The sequence below is a fragment of the Lentzea sp. NPDC054927 genome (genome assembly GCF_053610285.1).
In genome coordinates this window covers 65,238-85,410 of the sequence record NZ_JBSGXZ010000001.1, presented here as the reverse complement: position 1 = coordinate 85,410, position 20,173 = coordinate 65,238, and the positions used below count along the sequence as shown (strand labels likewise).

Below are 20,173 nucleotides of genomic sequence, written 5' to 3'. Positions count from 1 at the left end.
TTCTTCAACAATCCGCTGGTCAGCACTGGTAGGACGAACCAAAACCAGTGACCTTCGGGGACCACCGGATGGAATTTCTGCTTTTGGGTGGAACAGCGGTGCTGACCGGCGGCCGCGAGCTCGACCTCGGACCTGCGCGGCAGCGATGTGTCCTGGCCGCACTGGCGGTGGACGCGGGCCACGTGGTCTCGGCGGACCGGCTGATGGAGCGGGTGTGGGGCGAGAACCCGCCGCTGCGGGCCAGGGCGACGTTGCTCAACTACCTGTCCCGCCTGCGCCTGCTGCTCGCCGACGCCGGCATTTCGGTGATCGTCCGCCGCTCCGGGGGTTACTGCCTGGAGGTCGAGCGTTCGACGATCGACCTGCACCGCTTCACCGATCTGTGCGGGCAGGCCCGGTCCTGCGATGACGACAGGAAGCGCGCGGCACTGCTGGAACAGGCCCTGGAGCAGTGGCACGGCGAGCCGCTGACCGGGGTGACGGGCGAGTGGGCGGCGGCCGAACGCGACCGGCTGAACCAGCAACGCCTGAGCGCAGAGTGCGACCTGACCGACGTTCTGCTGCGGCTGGGCGAGGGTGAAGATCTCGTGGCCGCGCTGAGCGCTCGCGCCGCCCAATGGCCGTTGGACGAACGTGTGGCCGGCCAGTTCATGGAGGCGTTGCACCGTGCCGGACGCACGGCAGACGCCCTGGCTCACTACCGGCAACTGCGCGACCGGCTGGTCGACGAGCTGGGCACCGACCCCTGTGCCGCTTTGCAACATCTCCACCAGCGCATCCTCACCGGCGAAACACCAGCGGGACCGACGCGGCCGGTGCCTCGGCAGTTGCCCGCGCTGCCGATGTGGTTCACCGGCCGCGGCGCCGAACTGGCCCGCCTGGACGAGGTGCTGACACCAGCCGCCACGACGGTGGTCATTTCGGCGATCGGCGGAGCGGGCGGGATCGGCAAGACCTGGCTGGCGCTGCAGTGGGCACACCAGCACGCCGACCTGTACCCCGACGGGCACCTGTTCACCGACCTGCGCGGCTTCAACCCCACCGAACAACCGGTCGCGCCCGACGCCGCGCTGTTCGGGTTCCTCACGGCCCTCGGGGTGTCGCCGGACCGCATGCCCACGGGTGTGGACGCCAAAGCCGCGCTGTACCGCAGCCTCGTGGCTGACCGGCGAATGCTGATCGTGCTGGACAACGCCGCCAGCTCCGAGCAGGTGGTTCCGCTGCTGCCAGGCGGCGCCACCTGCACCGTGCTGGTGACCGGCCGCCACCGGCCCGCTTCCCTGATCGACCGGCACGGCGCCCGGCATCTGAACCTGGGCACCCTCACCTGGGCCGAGGCACGCGCACTGCTGACCGCGCGCCTCGGCACCGGCCGCGTCGCCGCCGAGCCCGATGCCGTCGAAGAGCTGCTGGACCTGTGCGGCGGCTACCCGCTGGCCTTGTCGGTCACCGCCCGCAACGCCGACCGCCCCGGCGTCCCCTTGGCCGAGATCGCCGCCGAACTGCGGGAACTGGGCCTGAAGATGCTCGACCACGACACCGACCCGGCCGCGAGCCTGCCCGCGGTGCTGTCCTGGTCCCTGCGCCGGCTCACCGACGAGCAGCGCACGGTGTTCGGACTTCTCGGCATCACCCCCGGCCCCGACACGACCCTGCCCGCCGTGGCGGCGTTGACCGGGCTACCTGCGGACCGCGCACGTAACGCCCTGTCGGTGCTCGAAGAGGCGTCCCTGCTGGAACGACGACCGCACGGCCGGTACGCGATGCACGACCTGGTCCGCGCCTACGCCGCCACCACCGCCCACGACCTGTGCAGCGACGTGCGGCTGACGGCTCTGACACGCGTGATGGACTTTCACCTGCACACCGCCCACGCCGCCGACCTTCTCCTGAACCTTCACCGCCCCGTCGTCCACCCCGATCCACCGGCACCCGGAGTCCAGCCACAACCGCTGCCCGACGCCGCGGCCGCGATGGCCTGGCTGGACGCCGAGCACGCCACCCTCCTCGCGACCCAGCGCGCCGCCGCGGCCCTCGGCCGCCGCCACGTGGTGTGGCACCTCGCCTGGGCACTGGACACCTTCCACGTCCGGCGCGGACACCGGCGCGACGCGGTCGCGGTGTGGCGGACGGCGCTCGGCCACCTGCCCGACGACCCCACCGCCCGCAGCCGCGCCCACCGAAGCCTCGGCAACGCCTGTTCCCGGCTGGGTCTGCACGAGGAAGCCACCGGACACCTGGACCAGGCCCTCAAACTGGCCGTGTCCGACCGCGACCGCGCCGAACAAGCACACACCCACCGGGCACTCGCGTCAGCCTGGGGACAACGGGGAGACGACCGGCGGGCTCTGCACCACGCCCGGCAGGCCCTGGACCTGCACCGCTCAGCCGTCGAGCCGTCGTGGGAGGCCTATGCGCTCAACCAGGTGGGTTGGTACGCCGCTGCCCTGGGTGACTTCGACACCGCTCGCGCGTGCTGCCACGACGCCCTCGTCCTGCAGCGACACCACCACTTCCCCGACGGCGAGGCCGCCACCCTCGACAGCCTGGGGTTCATCGCTCATCGCGCCGGCGACCACCACCAGTCCGTCGACGACTACCACCAAGCCCTCGCCCTGCGTCGCGCCCTCGGCGACGCCTACGAGGTCGCGAACTCCCTCGACGGCATAGGCCATCCCCTCGCCGCGCTCGGCCGGCCCGAGCAGGCGCGCGCAGCCTGGCGCGAGGCGTTGCAGCTGTACCGGGACCAGGGCCGCGACGAGGACGCCGCGCGCGTGCAACGACAACTCGACGAGCTCGGCTGAGGCACGCAGGGCGCCGTACGCGCCGCGCCTGACGTTCAACGGTGCTGGGGAGATCACTGAGATTCTGGGGCGCTACCACCTGTGACCCGTTTAAATGGCGGTCATGGATCTCACGGCGGTTCCGCTGGTGGTGGATGCGCTCGTTAGCGGTACTCACCCGTGAGCATCGCCGTCGCCAACGCCACCCGCGACCGGTAGCCGGTCCGTTGGAACAACCGCGTCAGCTTCGCCTCGACGCTCTTCTCGGTCGTGCGCAGGACTCCGGCGAGTTCGCGGTTCGTCAGCCCTTCCGCGACCAGCGAGGCGAGCAGGCGTTCCTGCTCGGCCGTGGTCGCCGCACGCCCAGGGATCGCGATGCCGCGTTCGCGCATGAGGTGCCGTAGCAACGCTCTGGGCAGCAACGCGTCCATCGGCCCGAACAGCTCGTACGCCTCGCGCAGCGTCCGCGCGTCACCAAGACCGTGTGACGCCAACGCCGTGAGGGTCAACGCCATCTCGTGCGGCTGGCCGCGTTCGTCGACGAGCCTGCGCACCTCAGCCGCGGCCGCCCGGTCGCGCCAGGTCACCGCGCGAGCCAGCAGGTGGTTCCGGTGCGCGCGGCCGGTGTCCATCCTCCCGGCGATGTCCGCCAGCCGTTCCACCCGGAACTCGGCGTCCTCGTGGTCACCGTCCTCCAGCGACATCACCGCGAGCCGCAGCTCCAGCTCGTCGGTGCCGATCACGATCGCGTGCTGCGCGGCGAACGCGAGTCCTCGTTGCAGCACCCGGCGGCTCTTGTCGCGCGCGCCGAGCACCAGTTCGACGTCGGACTCCGGCACGTCCAGCAGGTGCGGCAGGACGTTCTGGCCTGCCCGCGCTTCCGCGATGACCTCACGCGCACGGGTCAGCTTCGCTCGTGTGCACAGCATGGTGGCCAGATCGCGTGCCACCGCCGTGTGTGCTGCGACCTGGCCAAGCGTTGACCCGGTAACCAGTGCCTTACGCGCGTGGCCGAGCGCATCGTCCCAGCGTCCATCAGCGGCTTCCAGCAGCGCTTGATCGGCCGCCGACAGCGTGTGGCCGGCGAGCAACCGTTCGGCGCGCTTGGCCTCCCCCGCCAGCAGCAGACACCGCGCCATCGCCGACTGCAGGGCGGGCCGGTGCCGTTCGACGGCGTAGAGCGGGCACAGACCCGGATCGCTGACAACGCGCTCGAACTCGGCCATCCGCCCAGACATCAGCGCCGCGCTCATCCCGAACAGCTCGCCGAACGTCACCGTGGCGGCGTTGCCCAGCCGCCACATGCCGCGTGTGCTCGCGAGCAACGTCGCCGCATCGTCCCAACGGTCCGTGTAGCACATCGCGACCGCACGGCCTATGAACCGCGCAGAGGTGCCACCGGGCAACGAGCGCCAGCTGCCGTCGGCGACCTTGCGCAGTGCGGCCCTGTCCCCCGCCGCGCACATGCCGACCAGCCTGATCAGGTGCAACTCCTGCAGCTGGTCACCGGTGAACTCGTCCGGGAGCTCGAGTGCGGCGTCGACGCTGGCCATCGCTGCTACGAAGTCGTTGTGCGAGGCACCCGCGACGGCGTGCATGAACAACGCTTCTGCTCGTTGTGCCGTGGTTGTCGCACGGTCAGCGGCCGCGCACAGCCAGCGCCGGGCCGACGGATCATGCAGCACCGCAGCGCGTCCGGCGGCAAGGAGCTGGCTCGCGGCCTTGTCCGCGTCGGCGAACCCGCCCGCGTCGATCAGCCGGTCCGGCAGGTAGCCCGGGTTCGCGCAGAACGCCCTGCCCTCCCAGATCGCGCTGACCGCACGCCATCCGAGGTCGTGGCGCTCGTACGGGCCAAGGCTGGCCGACAGCGCGTGGGCGAGCACGGGTGCACGGAACCGCCAGCCGTCGTCGTGCCGTACGAGCACACCCTCGGCTTCGAGCTCCGGCAACGCACCAGTGTCACCGAGCAGTTCCTCGGCGGCCGGCCCGAGCGGATGCAGGACCGCCATTGCTTTGGCGGTCTGCCACGCGGCCTCGCCGAGCAGCCGGACGCGTTCGACGGCCGGGTGCCGGTGGCCGGTGGCGCGCGGTTCGTCCACCAGGTAGGCGGTGCGGTCGATGATCCTCAGCGCCCCGCCGCGCAGGTAGCCGTCCACCGCGAGATCGACCAGGCCGGGCACGCCGCGGCTGTCCTTGTGCAGCGTGCGCACGAGTTCGGGGTCCGCGGAGACGTGCAGCAGGCTGGTGAACATCAGGCTGACCTCGGCCCGGTTCAACGGCGCTAGCGGCACGATCTCGGTGAGTGCACTCGTGCGGAGTGCATCGGCCAGATCGGTGTGTTCGAGCCGCACGGGCGTGCGGTAGCTACCGACGACGCAAGTGGCGAGTTGCGGCAACGCGTCGAGCAGCGCGCGCAGCACGTCGTGGTTGAGGCGGTGCAGGTCGTCGAGGAACAGCACCGGCGGGCGTGACCAGCGCGCCAGCTCCTCCTTCATCCGGGCGACCACAGCCTGGGGGCGGTTGCGGTCGGCGCGCAGCAGTGGCACGTCTGCTGTGCGCACACGCTGATGTTCGAGCGTGTCCCGGACCTCGTTGAGCAGGGCGGTGCGGCCGATGCCCGCGGCGCCGGTGACGAGCACCAGCCGCGTGGTCCCCGACAACAGCGGCCACACCACGCTCGTGTGCGCGTCATCTCTCGCGATCAGGTTCGAGGCGTGCGCGTCGGTGAGTGTTCCCGTCATCCGGTGGCTCCCCTGTCGTCGAGCCTGCCCGACAGGCTCGCGGCGGCCAGTTCCACGCGCGACCGGACGCCGGTGCGCAGGAACAGGCGGGTGAGGTGGTGCTCGACGGCCTTCTCGCTGATCACGAGCTCAGTGGCGATCTGGCGGTTCGTCTGCCCGGCGCGCACGAGTTCGACGATGCGCAGTTCGGTGCTGCTGAGCTCGGCTGGGCTCGCCGTGGTGCGCGGTGTGGCGACACCGAACTTGCGCATCAACGCGGAAACCCTGGCGGGCAACAGGAACGACGAACCGCCCTCTCTCGCGATGGCGTGCAGCTCCCGGACGACGTGACGCGGGTCGTCGCAGAACTGGGCGAGGATGTGGCACGCCCACAGCAGGTCCGGCCGGTGACCTCGTTGCCGAACGACGTCGGCGCCTCTCGCCGCCTCCGCCGGGTCGTTGTGGAGCAGTCCCTTGGCCAGCAACAGGACCTGGAGCGTGCAGCGGCAGTCGTCCTGCCGGTGCAGCTCGGTGATCTCGGTCATCAACGTGCGGGCGATCGCGATGTCGTTGTTGCGCAACGCGATCTGCAACGCCTGCAACATCAGCCGGTCGACGCCAGGCCTGACGTTCGCCCGCTTCGCCCGTTGGATCGTGCGCCAAGCGAGGTTCACCGCGGCCTGGGAGTCGCCCGCGCCGTGCAACAGGCCTGCCTCCACGATGGTCCTGGTCGGCGCGTACCTCGCCGCGTGGCTCACCTTCGCGAGCCAGCTGTACGACTGACGGTGCTCGCCGCGCGCTGAGTGCATTGCTGCTGCGATTACGCGTGCGTGGTGATGGGCGGGCATCGGGCGTTTGACGAGTTCCAGCTGCCGTACGGCTTGCAGCGCTGCGGTGAAGTCGGCTTTGGCGTAGTCGCGCACCACACGCTGGTAGAGCTTCAACGGGCCGTGGTCCGGAGTGCGGTATCTCGTGCCCAGTACAAGCTCCAGCACCGTGGCGACGTCGCCGGCCGTACCGGCCTCGACCACCTCGTCGAAACGTTCCCGTGCATGTTCGTCGCGGACGAACCTCAACGCGGTGCGGCAGGCCTGGGCGTCGAAACGCAGCGCGTAGTAGATCGCGTTCAGCTCGGCGTTCGTGATGACCGTTTCGTCGTCGTGCGTGTGCATCGGCAGCGGTGTCCACTCGGGACGTTCGCCGAGCCACCACTGCGCGAGTTCTCCCGCCGGGCCGCTTGTTGGCTGGCTTTCGCCGTTGAGCAGCAACAGCATCGCGGCGGCATCAGTGTTCGCGTCGTCGCCGCGCCGTTCATTGAGAACGGTACGCAGCAACTCGTCCTGGCCGGTGCCGATGAGGACGGTGAGCGCGACGAAGAACAGTCTGCCGCAGGGCCTGTCCTGGGCGGCGGTCATCCGGACGGCGGCGGCGAGCCAGCGTCCGGCCCGTTCCGGATCGGTGGCCTGGATCTCGGCGGCGCGGTCGGCGAGCCAGCGGGCCTTGCGCGGCGCGTCGGGCAGATCGGGACCGGCCAGCGCGACGAGATCAGGATCGGCGGTGTCGGCGGCGAGTTCGAGGTGCATCCTGCGGACCTCGTCCTCACCGCTCCGGTCGATGATCGCGTTCGCCAGGGCCGGGCAGAGGACTTTGAGGTCGTGCGTGAGCACGTTGCGCTCGACGAGTTCATCTAGTGCACGGCCGCAGGCGTCGAGGTCTTCGTTGAGGAGCTTGAGGTCGTTGACCTCGATGCCCTGGCGCACGACGCACAACAGCGCGACACGGTGTGCGAGGCCGTGGACGTGTTCCAGCAGCCTGTGGTGTTCGGGCAGGCTGACCCTGTCGTTCGCGAGGAAGAGCAGGTCGCCGACCCAGGTGAGTTCGGCTTTGTTCAGGGTCGCGAGCACCGTGCCGGGGTTGCCGTACAGCGGGCCCAACGCGGCGCGAAGCGTTTCGACGACGCTGCCGTCGAGGGGCTCCCTGGTCGTGATCAGCTCGGTCACGACGTCGTCCGACAACGTTGACAGGTCGATGAGGACGTCCGCGGCCTCGGCCAGCTCGGTGTCGTGCACGCAGACTGCGACGACGAGGCAGCCCGGCATTCGCATGGCGGTCGCGGCGAGGACCGGGTCCGGGAGGTGGTCGGCGTCGTCGATCAGCACGACGGCGCGTGATCGCGGGCGGTGGCTGACGACCGTCACACCCTCGGCCCGCCACATCGCCGCGGCCTGCCGCAGCAGCTCGGTTCGCCCGCTCCCCTGCTCACCGCGCACCACGGCGAGACGCCCGCGGGTGGCGGAGGCCTCGAACGCGGCCCGCAGCGCGGCGAGCTCCCCGTGGCGTCCGCGCAGCTGTTCCTGCACGTGACGACTCCCCTCGGCTTGAACGGGGCCCGGCGGACCCCTGCCGCCCGCCGGACCCCGGCGGTGACCTCACCCGGCGCGGCGGCGCAGCTGGACCGGGTCGGTCACTGAGGCGAGGTTAGGTGAGAGCGCGACCGTCGCGAGTGGACTCGGGGAAACCCCTCAGATAGCGGGCATGACATCTGTCATGGCTTTCTGGTGTGCCACCGCACTGCCTTCGAGCGGTGTTTGCCGAGATCCTGGGCTTATGACAGTGATCGAGGTGCGAGGGCTGACGCGCCGGTACAGCGGGGGATTCGAAGCCGTGCGGGGCGTCTCATTTGATGTCGAGCGGGGCGAGATGTTCGCTTTGCTCGGCACGAACGGTGCGGGGAAGACCTCGACCGTCGAAGTGGTGGAAGGGCTCTCACGTCCGGCGGAGGGCACTGTTTCGGTGCTGGGGCACGATCCGTTTCGAGAGCGCTCTCTCGTTCGGCCTCGGATGGGCGTGATGCTGCAGGAAGGCGGCTTCCCGCCCGACCTGACTGTGACCGAGGCCACAAAGATGTGGGCGGGGACGCTGACCTCCCCGCGTGCAGTTGATGAAGCGTTATCTCTTGTTGACCTGACGCATCGGGCTTCGGTGCGGGTGAAACAGCTGTCGGGTGGTGAGCGGCGGCGGCTCGATCTGGCGCTGGCGTTGCTGGGCAAGCCCGAGGTGTTGTTCCTGGACGAGCCGACGACCGGACTCGATCCGGAAAGCCGGCGCAACACGTGGGAGTTGATTCGCGCCCTGCTGCGTGAGGGCGTGACGGTGCTGCTGACCACGCATTATCTGGAGGAGGCGCAGGCGCTGGCCGACCGGCTGGCGATCATGCACCGCGGCCGGATCGTCGCGCAGGGAACGGTGTCCGAGGTGGTGGACGCGTATCCGTCTCGCATTTCGTTCGTCCCTCCCGCCGGGGTCGCGCTGCCCGTTGTGGCTGATGTCGACGCATCGGGACGCGCGAACGTGCGGACCAACAACTTGCAGGAAACGTTGCACGAGCTGCTTGCGTGGGCTCATGCCAATTCGGTGGAACTGTCCGGTTTGGACGCCCGGTCGGCGTCCCTCGAGGAGGCGTTCCTGGCGATCGCAGAGGAGGCGGCATGAGGGCCGTGGCTGTCGGACAGGCCGAGCTGACGTTGTTCTGGCGCAACAAGACCGCGCTGTTCAACTCGCTTCTGCTGCCGTTGCTGATCGCGCCGGCGTTGATGGCCGCGAACGCGGAGGGCGTGCCGCTGATCGTGGGGCTCATCGGGTTCGTGCTGCTGATGGCGGTCTACTACAACCTGGTCACCACGTTCGTCGCACGGCGTGAAGAGCTCGTTCTGAAGCGTCTTCGCGTTGGCGAGCTGAGGGATCCCGAGATCCTGTTCGGCGCTTCCCTGCCATCCATCGTGGTGGCGTTGGGACAGATCGTGTTGTTCGCGGTGATCGTCGGCGTGGTGACCGGTGCCGATTTGCCGACACGGCCGTGGTTCCTCGTGCTGGGCGTTGTCGGTGGCGTGGCAGTCTTCGCGCTGCTGGCGGCGGTGTCGTCGGCGTTCACACGGACCGTGGAGATGGCACAGGTGACGTCGTTGCCGGTGCTGATCGCCTGCCTGCTCGGGTCGGGCCTGTTCTTCCCGATGTCGGTCTTCCCGGACGGCGTCGGTGCAGTCGTGCGCCTGCTGCCACTGACCCCGGTCCTCGACCTGGTGCGGGCGAGCTGGGCCGACGGTCCCGTGCTGCAGCCGATGATCGTCCTGGCGGTGTGGATCGGCCTGGGGATCTACGCTGTACGCCGGTGGTTCCGCTGGGATCCCAGGAGGTGACCTTGCTCGGCTGGTGGCAGTCCCGCGGCAACGCTAAGCGCTTCGACTTCTTCGTCCGCGCGACGTTCTACCTCAGCTACCTGGTCCTGCCACCGTTGCTGATCATCAGCCTGACCGCGGAGATCAGCACCGCCGCCCTCGTCGCACTGCTGGCGGCCGTGCTGATCCACACGGCGCTGAGCGCCCCGCTCGTCCACTTCGGCATCGAGCATCACCTCGGCAAGGCCCCGTTCCCTCGTCGGCTGCTGGTGGCGTTGCTGGTCTTCACCTGCGTCGTGCTGGTCGCGGGCCAACTCGCCTACCCGCATCCGACGCCCGGCAAGTACGACAGCCCCGCCAACGGCATCGCGGTGATCTTCCTGGTCCTGACGGTCACGACCCTCTCGGCCGTGCTCCGCCCCCGCACGCTCGTCCTGGTGGCCGCGGTCGGCGGCGCCTTCCTGTTCCTGACCGCTCCGCCGGACCAGGCCTTCTTCGGCGCGCTCATGCTGCAGCTCGTGATCTTCGCGTTCCGCACGACGTTGTGGATGCTGGGCCTCGTGTGGGAACTGGACCGCTCCCGCGACATCCGCGCCAGCCTGGCCGTGGCCGAAGAACGCCTCCGCTTCGCCCGTGACCTGCACGACGTGGTGGGCCGCAACCTCTCCGTCGTGGCTCTGAAAGCCGACCTGGCCGCCCAACTGGCACGCCGCGGCCGCCCCTCCGCGATCGACGAGATGCTCGAGGTCCGCCGCATCGCCCACGACTCGCTGGACGAACTGCGCGCCGTCGTGAGCGGCTACCGAACCGCCGACCTGTCCGTGGAACTGGCCGGCGCCCGCTCCCTGCTCGCCTCCGCGGGCATCGACTGCCGCGTGATCGGCGAGGTGAGCACCGCCGACCACGCGGACACCCTGGGCTGGGCCGTCCGAGAAGGCGTCACCAACGTCCTGCGCCACAGCGAAGCCAGCACGTGCACGATCACGTTGCGCGGCAACGTCCTCACCATGACCAACGACGGCGCCTCCCCGTCCGGCTTCCGCTTCGGCAGCGGCCTGACAGGCCTGCGCGAACGCGTCTCAGCCCTCGGCGGTTCGGTAACGGCGACCCCCGAACCCCCGAACCGCTTCGTGCTGACCGTGGAGCTCCCGTGATCCGCATCCTGCTGGCCGACGACGAACACCTGATCCGAGGCGCCATGGCCGCCCTCCTGTCCCTGGAAGACGACCTAGAAGTAGTGGCCCAAGCCGCCACCGGCGCCGAAGCCCTGGCCACCGCCCGAGTAGTCCGCCCCGACGTGGCCGTGATCGACCTGCAAATGCCAGACCTGGACGGCGTCTCCGTGGCCCAAGTCCTGTCGACCGAACTACCGACCTGCTCCACCATGATCGTCACCAGCCACGGCCGCCCAGGCCACCTGAAACGAGCCCTGGCCGCCGGCGTCCGCGGCTTCCTCCCCAAAACGGTCTCGTCCGACGTCCTCGCCACCGTCGTCCGCACCGTCCACACCGGAGGCCGCTACGTGGACCCCGCTCTGGCCGCCGAAGCCATCAGCGCAGGCGACAACCCTTTGACCCCAAGGGAAGCCGACGTCCTGGAACTGGCCCTTGAAGGCGCCCCGATCGACGAGATAGCCCGCCGAGCCTCCCTCTCCCCAGGCACAGTCCGCAACTACCTGTCCTCCGCCGTGGGCAAGACCGGCGCCTCCAACCGCCACGAGGCCGCCCGCTTCGCCCGAGCCCGAGGCTGGATCTAGCTGTGATGTCAGGAAGACGTCAGGCAGAAGGGGTGGCCGGCCGGATCCAGGAGTACCCGCCAGCGTCCGTCGCCGGGCTGATGGTCCGGTTTGGCCGCTCCAAGTCCCAGCGCCAGCTCTTCCACCGCATCGAGATCGTCAGCGCGGAAATCCAGGTGGAACTGTTGCGGCACGTCCTGACCTGGCCACTGCGGAGCCCGGTATCCGTCGACCCGCTGGAATCCCAGATCACAGCCGGAGCCGTCCGTCAGAGCGACGAACCCGTCCGCGCTGAAGAGCTCGCGCATCCCGGTCAGCGCACCGTAGAAGCCCGCCAGCGCCTGCGGGTCGGCACAGTCCAGAGTCACGCCTCGCAGTACAGCGCCTGGCACCATTCGCTCCTTCATGTCCGCGGCGGTATCCGTACGCCACCGCTGCACGCGATCACCGGCGACAGCCACACCGTACGCACCACAACCACCGCCGAAGTAGCGGTTTATCCCTGCCTCAGAGCCGACCAGCTCACCGCAGCCATCACGGCCCACGGCACCCCACGACCCGCTTAAGGTGACGGAATGGCGGAGGACGGGTTCGTACGCGGGGCCAACCGGGGCAACAACGTGTTGCTGCACCTCTTCGCCGTGGCGTTGATGGTCACCGGACCGATCGTCTACGCGGCCAACGACGGCACCGTCGGCATCGTGCTCACCGTGGTGCTGCTACCGCTGGGCATCGCCGTGTGGCGCGGTATCGCGCGCGCCAAGCGGCGGCTGCTGCGCCTGGACGAGGTGGGCCTGCCCGCGACCGCCGTGGTCCTGACCGTGGAGCCGATCAGCGAAGACCCCACGGTCCGCGTCCGGCTCCTGATCAAGGGCCCGGACGTGCCCGAGTTCGTGATCGAGCACGACGCCAGGTACGACCCCAGCCTGAAGCCGGGGAACAAGCTCGTCGCGGCGGTCGATCCCGACGACCACCGCAACTTCGAACTGGACTACTAGTCGTCCCACCACTCAAGAACCCGCGTGCCGTAGAACGTGAGCCACTTGGACGGCTCCCCTCGCGGGACATCGACCTCAAACCAAACCGCCCCAGGATGCCGCCCGGCCTGCACCCAAGTCCCGTCCTCCTGCCGAGCCGCCCGAATCATCTCGACAGCCGCCCCCATCCGCGCATCCTTCCTCCCCACCGCCCGGAAGTAGTCCATCGCGTTGAGCACGCTGTACCCCCACCTGAACGGCGACCGGAACTCGGCCACCCACTCACCAACCGCCTCACCAGTGGACAACCGCTTGTACAACTCCCGCTCGAGCAGGTACTCCTCCCCCTGCTCCCGCGCCGAGCCACCCACCCCAGTCACCTGCTCGTAAGCCCACAACCCCTTGAGCGCGTTGAGCGTCGAGTGAAACGACGACCGGGCCGACCCCTCAACCCACTCACAATTCCACCCACCATCCCCAAGCTGATGCGCACCGAACCACTCAGCAATCCCCTGAACATCAGCCCCAAGCCAAACCCCGTTGGCCAACGTCCAAGAGTTGATGCACACATCAACCTCACCACCCCAGTAGGGCAGCCCTTCGTACTCCCACCGAGCATTGGCGGCCAACAACTCAACCGTCCCCCGCCGCCGCAACACCTCAGCCTCGAGCCCCCACTCCCTCAGCGAGGTCAACGACCACGTAGTAGCCGTCCAAGGCTGTCCACCCTCTCCCCCTTCAAACCCAGCGGGAAAGAACGCCCCACCAGCCCACATCCCGTCCGCACCCTGCACCCCAAGCAACCGAGCCCCAAACCCCTCAGTCGCCACCCGAGCCCGCGTAGCCTCCCAAACCGCCGGCGGCTCACCCACCAAGTCCTTCTGCACCTGCCACCGCAGGGCCGGATCCGAGTCGAGCAACCACCCCGTCAACTCACGCACCCAGCGACCCTAGCCCGACCAGCCAACGCGCAACCCCGACCAACACCACCTCATCGGCGTCGACGACCGAACGTCCGCCGCACCTCACAGGCCCCACACCACAGGCAACTTGATCGACTTTCTCCCAACCCACAGACATCGCCCGCCACCAGCACAAACACCAACCCAACACCCCGATTTTGGCGTGCGTCGACGATCATGTAATCTATGGACACCACGGCGCGAGCCGCGGCAGAACTGAATACGTCCGGGTGGCGGAATGGCAGACGCGCTAGCTTGAGGTGCTAGTCCCCGAAAGGGGGTGGGGGTTCAAGTCCCCCCTCGGACACGAGCGTTATTCACCCCCACGGGGTTGATGGAGACATCAGCTTCGTGGGGGTTTTGCTTGTACCGAACTTGCAGGTCTATCGCTTCGTACAGCTCTTCGAGTCTCGTCGGCGCATGACCTCTCAGCGCCGCGCTGACGTCTCCTATCAGGTCGATCGCCGCGTAAATCTCAGCGACGTCCACCTCCACCGGTGCAGGGACGTTGTCCAAGGCCGCTCGTGACGCGAGCCTCTCGGCCTGCGCCTCGTTTATCGCCTCAACCAGCGCCGCAGGATCCACACCGGCCATGATCGCGTTCTGAAACCTGGTCAGCTTGGCTTCCGCCTCAGCGAGCCTCTTCTTCGCGGCATCGCGACCGATCTGGATGACCGGCTCTTGCGAGTCCATCAACGCGGCAACGGTCCGGTCGCGGTTCTTCCTATCGAAGACGTGCCCCAGCCAGCCATTCACCGCATCCTGAAGAGCATCCTCCCTCAAATAGACCGCGCCAGGATGCGACGTGAGCACTGGCGATCCCGGAGCCAACGTGCGCGCAGGACACCGGTAATACATCGCCTTCTTACGCGGACTGCCCTCCCTCTTCCGACCGCAGATGTCGCACCGGATACGACCGCGGAACAGGTAGCGGTGTTTCAGCGCACGCCCAGACCGTTCCGTCTTCCGCGCGCTCCGCAAGCTGCCCTTCGACTTCCGCAGAAGCTGCGCAGCCGTGAAGTCCTCAATCTCCACGATCTTCGGGTGCGCAGGATTACGCGACCGGACCACTCGATCCGGACTGGCCTTCCGAAACCGCACCACGTGACCAGCCGACACGTCGTCAGGGTCGAGCAGCGTCTCGAACTTCGTAGAGCGACCGAAGAACGCATAGCCGGTGTAACGAGGGTTCTCCACAATCGCCCGCACAGTGCCGCCCTGCCAACCATCGCCGGGCCGATGCTTGTTCTGATCCGGCCGGCGCGCGGACGGGCACGGAATCCGGTCACGGTTGAGCCCGTTGGCAATGGCCCGATCACCCATGCCGCTCAAGTACTCGGCAAAGATGCGCTGGACGACCCATGCGGACTCATCATCGATCGCGAGCACGCGCAACCGGTAGCCCTCCGCTGACTTGCGCGGATTCGGATGCGGACCGCCGTCTACCGTCACGTACCCGTACGGCGCTCGGCCGCCCTGGTGACGTCCCTCGTTGAGCACCTGCGTATCCATCGCGGCCCGAACGCGAGCCTGCACGTGCTGACGCTCGGACTCGCTCATGCCACCGAGCACGCTCATCAGCATCTTGTGCGATGGGTTACGCGGGTTGTACTTCCCGCCCAACTCCGGCACCCACAGGTCAACCCCGTACGCCTCGAACCGCGGAGCGATCAACGAGAACTGGTTGCCGAACCAGCACCTCGTCCCCTCCCCCACCACGACGGCGTTCCAACCACGGTGCGGGTTCTTCAGCGCCGCCAGCAACCGTGAGGCTTCATCCCGGCGTTCCCACGGCACGGACCGCGACTTGCCGATGTCGAAGAACTCCTCAACGATCCGGCCGCCCAACGGCCCGACGAACTTGTCCGCGTTGCCGAACTGCCAGCCGCGCGACGTCTCGGGGTCCTGGTTGTCCTCAGTCGAGCACCGGCCGTAGCCCGCTACCGGACCGATGCCGTCATCCACGACTTCACTGACCTCGATGCCCCACAGGTCATCGAGCGTCGCCCACGGGTCCCGGCTGATTTCAACAGTCATCACACCTCCCTCCTGGAGGCCCGTTCAGGGCCTCCGCCTCGCTCAGCTCGAACAGGATGTCTAGCAGTATGCGGCTTACTCGCCTGGTGAGAACAGGTAGATCTGCCGGAAGGTTGACCTTCAGCTCTCCGCGGTCCGGATCATCACCGGTCATAGCTGGTCCACGGCAGGCAGGCTCGATAAGCCGATTTCAACAATCGCAGCTCGGATGTCCGCCGTCAGGTAGCCACGGACACGCCGCGTGCCCTCTTCCTCCTGGACGTACTGCCGCGTGGGCCGACAACCAAGGTCGCCCATGTCCTTCCCGAACGTCGTCGGCTCAACGTCCAGCGCCTCCACCAGCTCGGCCGTGGGCACGAATTCGCGCTCGTCCAGCCCATCACCGATGTAGTCCACGACCGCCGACAACGGCTCTGGCAACTCGATCTCGTCGAGACTCGGCCCACCGATCGCCTGCACGACCTCCGCGCGATGGAGCAGCGGCGCGTCCCGGCCAGCAGCCTGACCGGTCAACGTGCCTTCGACCTCTCGAAGCGCACGGCCTCGTTCGCAGATCGCCCGCCAGTCCTCGTTGGGCATGTAGAACGTCCGCACGGTCAGCGCGAGCACATCGGCCCCGGCTTGCGTCTCGCCGTCCGGCCGCAGGATGCCGACTCCCTTGTGCGACGGAAGCAACCGGCTGCTGTCGTACCCGCGGGTGTTCATCTGCTCGCCGAGCACGATGTTGCTGTCCCGCCAGTCCATGACCCGCAACGCGAACCGTGACCCGAGCACCGCCCGCAACTTCGACGGAATCGTGTTGCTGTCTGGCCGCTGTGTAGCGAGCACCAGGACCAGCCCCGCAGCTGGCGCCTTCTTCGCGAGCCACGTCAGGAGTTCGCCGATCTGCTCCCCTGCTGTGAGCTTCTTCCCTTGCACCACAACAGGAGTGCGATCCTCCAGTGCAATGTGGACCTCGTCGACAACCAGCGCCGTGATGGGCATGTCCAGCGATGGATCACGCGACATTGCCGGCGTCACCTTCGACTCGGGACACACGTTGTCGTCCAAGTCCTGCATCCGGCGATACCGCTGCTGAACGTCCGCGACCAACTCAACGAGCCAGTCCAGGAACGTCAAGACGTGTTCACTGTCGTCGCCGGCCATGAACCGGTGTGCGACCTGCTCCGCGGCCTGCCAGTCCTTCCCGTTCTTGAAGTCGGCGACGTACAGCCGGGCGTACGGATCGAGAATGAGCCCCGCCGCAGCCAGCCGTTCGGCCATCGTCTTGCCCTGCCGAGGAATCGCGCCGATGAGGACCGACGTCCACACCAACGGCAGGTCGATCCGCCGTCCACGCGCATCGGTACCGAAGGGCACCGGCCGCCACGCGTCCCACCGCTCGACCGCGAGCAACGGCGTTCCGATCGGCGGTGAGGCGTACGGATCCTCATCGGCAACCCACATCGCTACGCGTCCGGCATGACCGCCATTGCCGCGCACGCGCTCAACGCTCAGCTGGATCTCGTCCACCGCCAGCGCCGACGCCAGGTCCTCCCGGTGCTTCACGACGTCGGCCGCCTTGCGTGTGGCAGGCAGATCCACCGTGATCGCCCAGCCGGCACCTTGCCGAGACGCGCGCTCGACCAGCCGCAGCGACTCGTCCTTCCCGATCAGCTTGGCGTCCCGGAACGCGTCGACCAGCACCTGAGAGTCCATGGTCCACGTCAGCGTGCGTGGTCCGGCGAGCACGGACTTCCGTCCTGGTGAGCCGTCCTTCGCCCGCCCGACGATCGCCAGCACGGCCGCTCCGACGCCTCCAACGCTCCACAACACCAAGTCGCCGTAGAGCACCCAAGCCACCGTGATCACCGCACAGCCAGCGAGCAGCACGGTCCCAGTGACCTTCCATCGGAACAACGTCAACGCGCGGATCTCAACGAACTTGTCCGCCAGCTTCTCCGACTGCTCGGCAGCGTCGCGGTAGTCCCGCACCCGAACCCAGTTCCGCCAGCCACGCGCCGCAACCACCAGGCCACGACCAACCGCACTCATGCACCGAAACGGAGCCCGAAGGACCCACGCGAGCGCATCCTTTGCGGCGAGCTTCAACGCCTCCCGAGACTTCAGCGCCGGAGGCACCACATGCGAGTAGCGCCAGGTCGTCTCGATCCGCCGGACGAGCGCCGCACGCTCGTCGACCAGTTCCCCTTCGATGACCTGCTCCGCAGGCACCAGCTCACCGGTCATCGCTGGTCCCCGTTCAGCTCGGCTGCCAGCTTCGAGGACAGCCCGCGCGAACACCCCGTGACCTCACGAACCCAGGCCGGCGAGACCTTGGCGCTCGACTTCCGAGCCTTGCGAGCCACCGCCAGGTACTCCGCGAACGACGTCCGCGGAGCCGGTGCCACGGCCTCCACCGTGGCACCCGCAGCGGTACCAAGCTTGTCCCGCAACTCCGTCACAGCCTCAGCAGCAACGAACACAACGAGCGGCGGCACCGAGTGCAACACCACAAGCGCCGCAGACCCGGCCACGAACGCACTCCAGGTGTTCATGACGTACGTAGCCCCGAGCGTGAACCACTTCGCAGCCCGCACCCATCCACCAAGCCGCACCCCGTGCCGAGCAGTCACCTGCTCGGCACGGAGGATCGCCAGCAGCACCAGCGACACCATCGGGTCCAACAGCCACGCCGCGAACCAGGCCAGCGACCACACCGCCGCACCGGCCGCAGCGAACTGCTGAACGTTGGTCATCGTGAACGCGAGCCCCAGCAGAATCCCGGTCCAGCACAACCGGTCCACCTGCACGGCAACCCGCTCGATCGGCTCGCTCACTTCCGATCACCACCACGGCCGCGAGGCTCGTACGTGGTCACCGTGAGCGCCTTCGTCAGCGTGTACGAGGCGAGCAATGCCGGCACTCCGAGCACCGCGTACAACAGCCAGCCGTTCCCGCCGTGCGTCACGACCACCCACTGAACGATCACGATCAGCACCGCGTTCACGGCCACCCGGCCACCGAGCGACATCAGCCGAACGCCCGTCCGCGCCGCGTTCGCCGCTGCTTTCGCCCGACGAGAACCGGCCCGCCAGACCAACACCAGAACCAAGAGGAGACCGACCGCGGCCAGCACCTGAGTGGGAGTGACGCTGATGGCGTTCATGAACGCGACCCCCTCTCGGCCCGTTCACCGCGCTGAAGCCAGTGCCGGTGCACCTCGCGCCGCTCGTCCTCCGGCAGCGCACCCCACACACCGACCGTCTCAGCACCGGCCGTGCGCAACTCCAACTCCAAGCACTCGTCCCGCAATGGACACCCCGAGCATTGCCGCTCAGCCAGCTCCCGATCGGTGAGTTCTTCGTCCGCCCACGGTGGTTCCCCCGTGAACGCCCACATGCACAGCCCGTCGCTCTGGACGACGTCGGTCAACTCATCGGTCGGCACCCATCGCAAGTGGTCCAGCGACCAGGCGATCCCGACCTGCCGTAGATCAGTCACGAAGCACCCCCGGCTCCGAAAGCACTTGCCGAAGCGAGCTACCGGAGACGACGAGACGGCCGTACTGGCGCTCAGCCGTCAACAACCCGAGCCGGATCGCCCGAAACACAAGTCCCTGGCTGATGCCGAGCACCCAAGCGGTCTCGCGGATGGAGTGAACAGAAGACACAGAAGTACGCATAGGAATAGGCCCTTCAAAGAGTGAGCTGACGATTTCAGCTCTAATTGATTGATTTCAGCGCACACGAAGGCGTGCTTGATCTCGCACAGCGCGAAATGCGCCGTGTCACGTCTCCAAACAGCGCAAGGCGGCTAATATCAGCGCCGAGGCGGAACGCGGAGGAATTACGTGTCGGAGGATTGGGCGGCAGTCGCCAGAGCCATCAACGAGCGCGTGAACGAGCTCGGCTGGCGTCAACGTGAGCTAGCAGAACGCTCGAACGTCTCCCAGGCGATCGTTCGCGAGATCCAACACAACACAGTGGAGCGCCGGCGGGGGCCGCGGACGCTGGAGTCCTTGTCTACAGCCATGGGCTGGCACCCGATGCACCTCGACGCAGTGCTCCACGGCCGCCGCCCACCCGAGCGAGACGAGCCGATCACCGACCCCGGCGACTCGCTTTGGTCGCGTTTGGACAGTGTCGAACAGCGCCTGATCGACATCACCGAACGCCTCGACGACCTGAAGTCGGACCTCGCGTCGGTAGCGAAGCAAGTCCGCGAGAACCGGTAGCGCGGTGCGTTTCTGCTGGTTGAGCGCTTTGATTTTCATGCACCAATTCCAGCGTGAATCAGCGCCCGAACCCATGCATGTCCAATGTAAGTTCAATGCAGGTTCTGCGCTCCGGGGGTAGCGCGAGCATGAGCGTGAACGACGAGTGGACCGGTCAATCAGCGCGCTGCCTACAGGCAGCACTACGCATGACTCACGAGGCCTTCGCCGAACATCTAGGCATCGGCGTCCGCACAGTGGCCTCCTGGCATCAGAAGCCGGACACCAAGCCGCGTTCTGGACTCCAGCGCGAACTAGACCAGGCCCTGACCAACGCACCAACCGACGCGGTCGGCCGCTTTCACGAGCTGGTCAACGGCGGCCCGCTGGACCTCCCCGGACGGCGCGTCCGCAGACGCCGAACTCCGCCTCAGCGAAGACTCGACGATCGTTGCCGCTCTGAACTGGCTCGACGCCCATGCAGGCTGGGACCCCGGTACGGCCCGCAGCGAAGTAGCCGCGCGCCTCGCAGCCCTCGACCTGCACGCCCTCCAGGACCGCGGAGTCCTCCGTGGCCGCGTCAACCAAC

At 67.9% G+C, this 20,173-nt stretch carries 16 protein-coding genes and 1 tRNA gene; 8 read left to right on the top strand and 9 right to left on the bottom strand.

Features of this window, described 5'->3' with window-relative positions:
* Nucleotides 1–68 precede the first annotated feature (68 nt).
* Nucleotides 69–2,804, top strand: coding sequence for a BTAD domain-containing putative transcriptional regulator (locus tag ACWGE0_RS00375; protein ID WP_452258705.1), 2,736 nt, complete (start codon nt 69–71; stop codon nt 2,802–2,804).
* A gap of 143 nt (nt 2,805–2,947) precedes the next feature.
* On the opposite strand, the gene ACWGE0_RS00370 is transcribed toward ACWGE0_RS00375, so the two are convergent.
* Both ACWGE0_RS00370 and ACWGE0_RS00365 read right to left on the bottom strand, forming a co-directional pair.
* Nucleotides 2,948–5,524 carry a hypothetical protein gene (locus ACWGE0_RS00370; protein WP_452258704.1) on the bottom strand — a complete coding sequence of 859 codons (2,577 nt, stop codon included), beginning with the start codon at nt 5,522–5,524 and terminating at the stop codon, nt 2,948–2,950.
* Nucleotides 5,521–7,863 (bottom strand): helix-turn-helix transcriptional regulator, encoded by a 2,343-nt coding sequence (locus tag ACWGE0_RS00365; RefSeq protein WP_452258703.1) that lies wholly within the window; start codon nt 7,861–7,863, stop codon nt 5,521–5,523. The genes ACWGE0_RS00370 and ACWGE0_RS00365 overlap by 4 nt, the downstream gene beginning before the upstream one ends.
* Before the next feature lie 247 nt (nt 7,864–8,110).
* On the opposite strand from ACWGE0_RS00365, the gene ACWGE0_RS00360 reads away from it, so the two are divergent.
* From ACWGE0_RS00360 to ACWGE0_RS00345, 4 genes are read left to right on the top strand one after another with little or no spacing between them, the layout of a single operon-like run.
* Nucleotides 8,111–8,995 carry an ABC transporter ATP-binding protein gene (locus tag ACWGE0_RS00360; protein ID WP_452258702.1) on the top strand — a complete coding sequence of 295 codons (885 nt, stop codon included), beginning with the start codon at nt 8,111–8,113 and terminating at the stop codon, nt 8,993–8,995.
* Nucleotides 8,992–9,699 carry an ABC transporter permease gene (locus ACWGE0_RS00355; protein WP_452258701.1) on the top strand — a complete coding sequence of 236 codons (708 nt, stop codon included), beginning with the start codon at nt 8,992–8,994 and terminating at the stop codon, nt 9,697–9,699. The genes ACWGE0_RS00360 and ACWGE0_RS00355 overlap by 4 nt, the downstream gene beginning before the upstream one ends.
* Entirely contained in the window at nt 9,672–10,832 is a 1,161-nt protein-coding gene (locus ACWGE0_RS00350; protein ID WP_452258700.1) for a sensor histidine kinase, read from the top strand. The genes ACWGE0_RS00355 and ACWGE0_RS00350 overlap by 28 nt, the downstream gene beginning before the upstream one ends.
* Nucleotides 10,829–11,434 (top strand): response regulator, encoded by a 606-nt coding sequence (locus ACWGE0_RS00345; protein WP_452258699.1) that lies wholly within the window; start codon nt 10,829–10,831, stop codon nt 11,432–11,434. The genes ACWGE0_RS00350 and ACWGE0_RS00345 overlap by 4 nt, the downstream gene beginning before the upstream one ends.
* A gap of 8 nt (nt 11,435–11,442) precedes the next feature.
* On the opposite strand, the gene ACWGE0_RS00340 is transcribed toward ACWGE0_RS00345, so the two are convergent.
* Entirely contained in the window at nt 11,443–11,781 is a 339-nt protein-coding gene (locus ACWGE0_RS00340; RefSeq protein ID WP_452258698.1) for a VOC family protein, read from the bottom strand.
* 207 nt (nt 11,782–11,988) lie between these two features.
* Between ACWGE0_RS00340 and ACWGE0_RS00335 the strand changes: the two genes are divergently transcribed.
* A complete protein-coding gene (locus tag ACWGE0_RS00335) occupies nt 11,989–12,411 on the top strand; it encodes a hypothetical protein (RefSeq protein WP_452258697.1) in 423 nt (140 codons plus the stop codon).
* Here the strand turns inward: ACWGE0_RS00335 and ACWGE0_RS00330 are convergent.
* Complete coding sequence (locus ACWGE0_RS00330) at nt 12,408–13,085, bottom strand: squalene cyclase (RefSeq protein ID WP_452258696.1); 678 nt, start codon at nt 13,083–13,085, stop codon at nt 12,408–12,410. The genes ACWGE0_RS00335 and ACWGE0_RS00330 overlap by 4 nt on opposite strands.
* Nucleotides 13,086–13,576: 491 nt before the next feature.
* Between ACWGE0_RS00330 and ACWGE0_RS00325 the strand changes: the two genes are divergently transcribed.
* Nucleotides 13,577–13,659, top strand: a tRNA-Leu gene (locus tag ACWGE0_RS00325).
* Here the strand turns inward: ACWGE0_RS00325 and ACWGE0_RS00320 are convergent.
* The 5 genes from ACWGE0_RS00320 to ACWGE0_RS00300 all read right to left on the bottom strand — a co-directional run bounded on the left by ACWGE0_RS00320 (nt 13,641) and on the right by ACWGE0_RS00300 (nt 18,872).
* On the bottom strand, nt 13,641–15,389 hold the full coding sequence (locus ACWGE0_RS00320; protein WP_452258695.1) for a recombinase family protein: 1,749 nt from the start codon (nt 15,387–15,389) through the stop codon (nt 13,641–13,643). The two genes, ACWGE0_RS00325 and ACWGE0_RS00320, sit on opposite strands and share 19 nt — an antisense overlap.
* 150 nt (nt 15,390–15,539) lie before the next feature.
* On the bottom strand, nt 15,540–17,618 hold the full coding sequence (locus ACWGE0_RS00315) for a cell division protein FtsK (RefSeq protein ID WP_452258694.1): 2,079 nt from the start codon (nt 17,616–17,618) through the stop codon (nt 15,540–15,542).
* Nucleotides 17,615–18,208, bottom strand: coding sequence for a hypothetical protein (locus ACWGE0_RS00310; protein ID WP_452258693.1), 594 nt, complete (start codon nt 18,206–18,208; stop codon nt 17,615–17,617). Before ACWGE0_RS00310 ends, ACWGE0_RS00315 begins: the two co-directional genes overlap by 4 nt.
* Nucleotides 18,205–18,537 carry a hypothetical protein gene (locus ACWGE0_RS00305; RefSeq protein WP_452258692.1) on the bottom strand — a complete coding sequence of 111 codons (333 nt, stop codon included), beginning with the start codon at nt 18,535–18,537 and terminating at the stop codon, nt 18,205–18,207. Before ACWGE0_RS00305 ends, ACWGE0_RS00310 begins: the two co-directional genes overlap by 4 nt.
* The gene (locus ACWGE0_RS00300) at nt 18,534–18,872 is read right to left on the bottom strand and encodes a WhiB family transcriptional regulator (RefSeq protein ID WP_452258691.1); all 339 of its coding nucleotides are present in this window, start codon (nt 18,870–18,872) and stop codon (nt 18,534–18,536) included. Before ACWGE0_RS00300 ends, ACWGE0_RS00305 begins: the two co-directional genes overlap by 4 nt.
* A gap of 349 nt (nt 18,873–19,221) precedes the next feature.
* Between ACWGE0_RS00300 and ACWGE0_RS00295 the strand changes: the two genes are divergently transcribed.
* Nucleotides 19,222–19,605: a helix-turn-helix domain-containing protein gene (locus tag ACWGE0_RS00295; protein ID WP_090062704.1), complete on the top strand. Its 384-nt coding sequence runs from the start codon at nt 19,222–19,224 to the stop codon at nt 19,603–19,605.
* Nucleotides 19,606–20,173: the final 568 nt, after the last annotated feature.

Excerpts from the sequence above, each read along its gene's own strand:
- ACWGE0_RS00375 (WP_452258705.1), top strand. The coding sequence starts at position 69 with ATGGAATTTCTGCTTTTGGGTGGAACAGCGGTGCTGACCGGCGGCCGC.
- ACWGE0_RS00370 (WP_452258704.1), bottom strand. The coding sequence starts at position 5,524 with ATGACGGGAACACTCACCGACGCGCACGCCTCGAACCTGATCGCGAGA.
- ACWGE0_RS00360 (WP_452258702.1), top strand. The coding sequence starts at position 8,111 with ATGACAGTGATCGAGGTGCGAGGGCTGACGCGCCGGTACAGCGGGGGA.
- ACWGE0_RS00355 (WP_452258701.1), top strand. The coding sequence starts at position 8,992 with ATGAGGGCCGTGGCTGTCGGACAGGCCGAGCTGACGTTGTTCTGGCGC.
- ACWGE0_RS00335 (WP_452258697.1), top strand. The coding sequence starts at position 11,989 with ATGGCGGAGGACGGGTTCGTACGCGGGGCCAACCGGGGCAACAACGTG.
- ACWGE0_RS00320 (WP_452258695.1), bottom strand. The coding sequence starts at position 15,389 with ATGACTGTTGAAATCAGCCGGGACCCGTGGGCGACGCTCGATGACCTG.
- ACWGE0_RS00315 (WP_452258694.1), bottom strand. The coding sequence starts at position 17,618 with ATGACCGGTGAGCTGGTGCCTGCGGAGCAGGTCATCGAAGGGGAACTG.
- ACWGE0_RS00305 (WP_452258692.1), bottom strand. The coding sequence starts at position 18,537 with ATGAACGCCATCAGCGTCACTCCCACTCAGGTGCTGGCCGCGGTCGGT.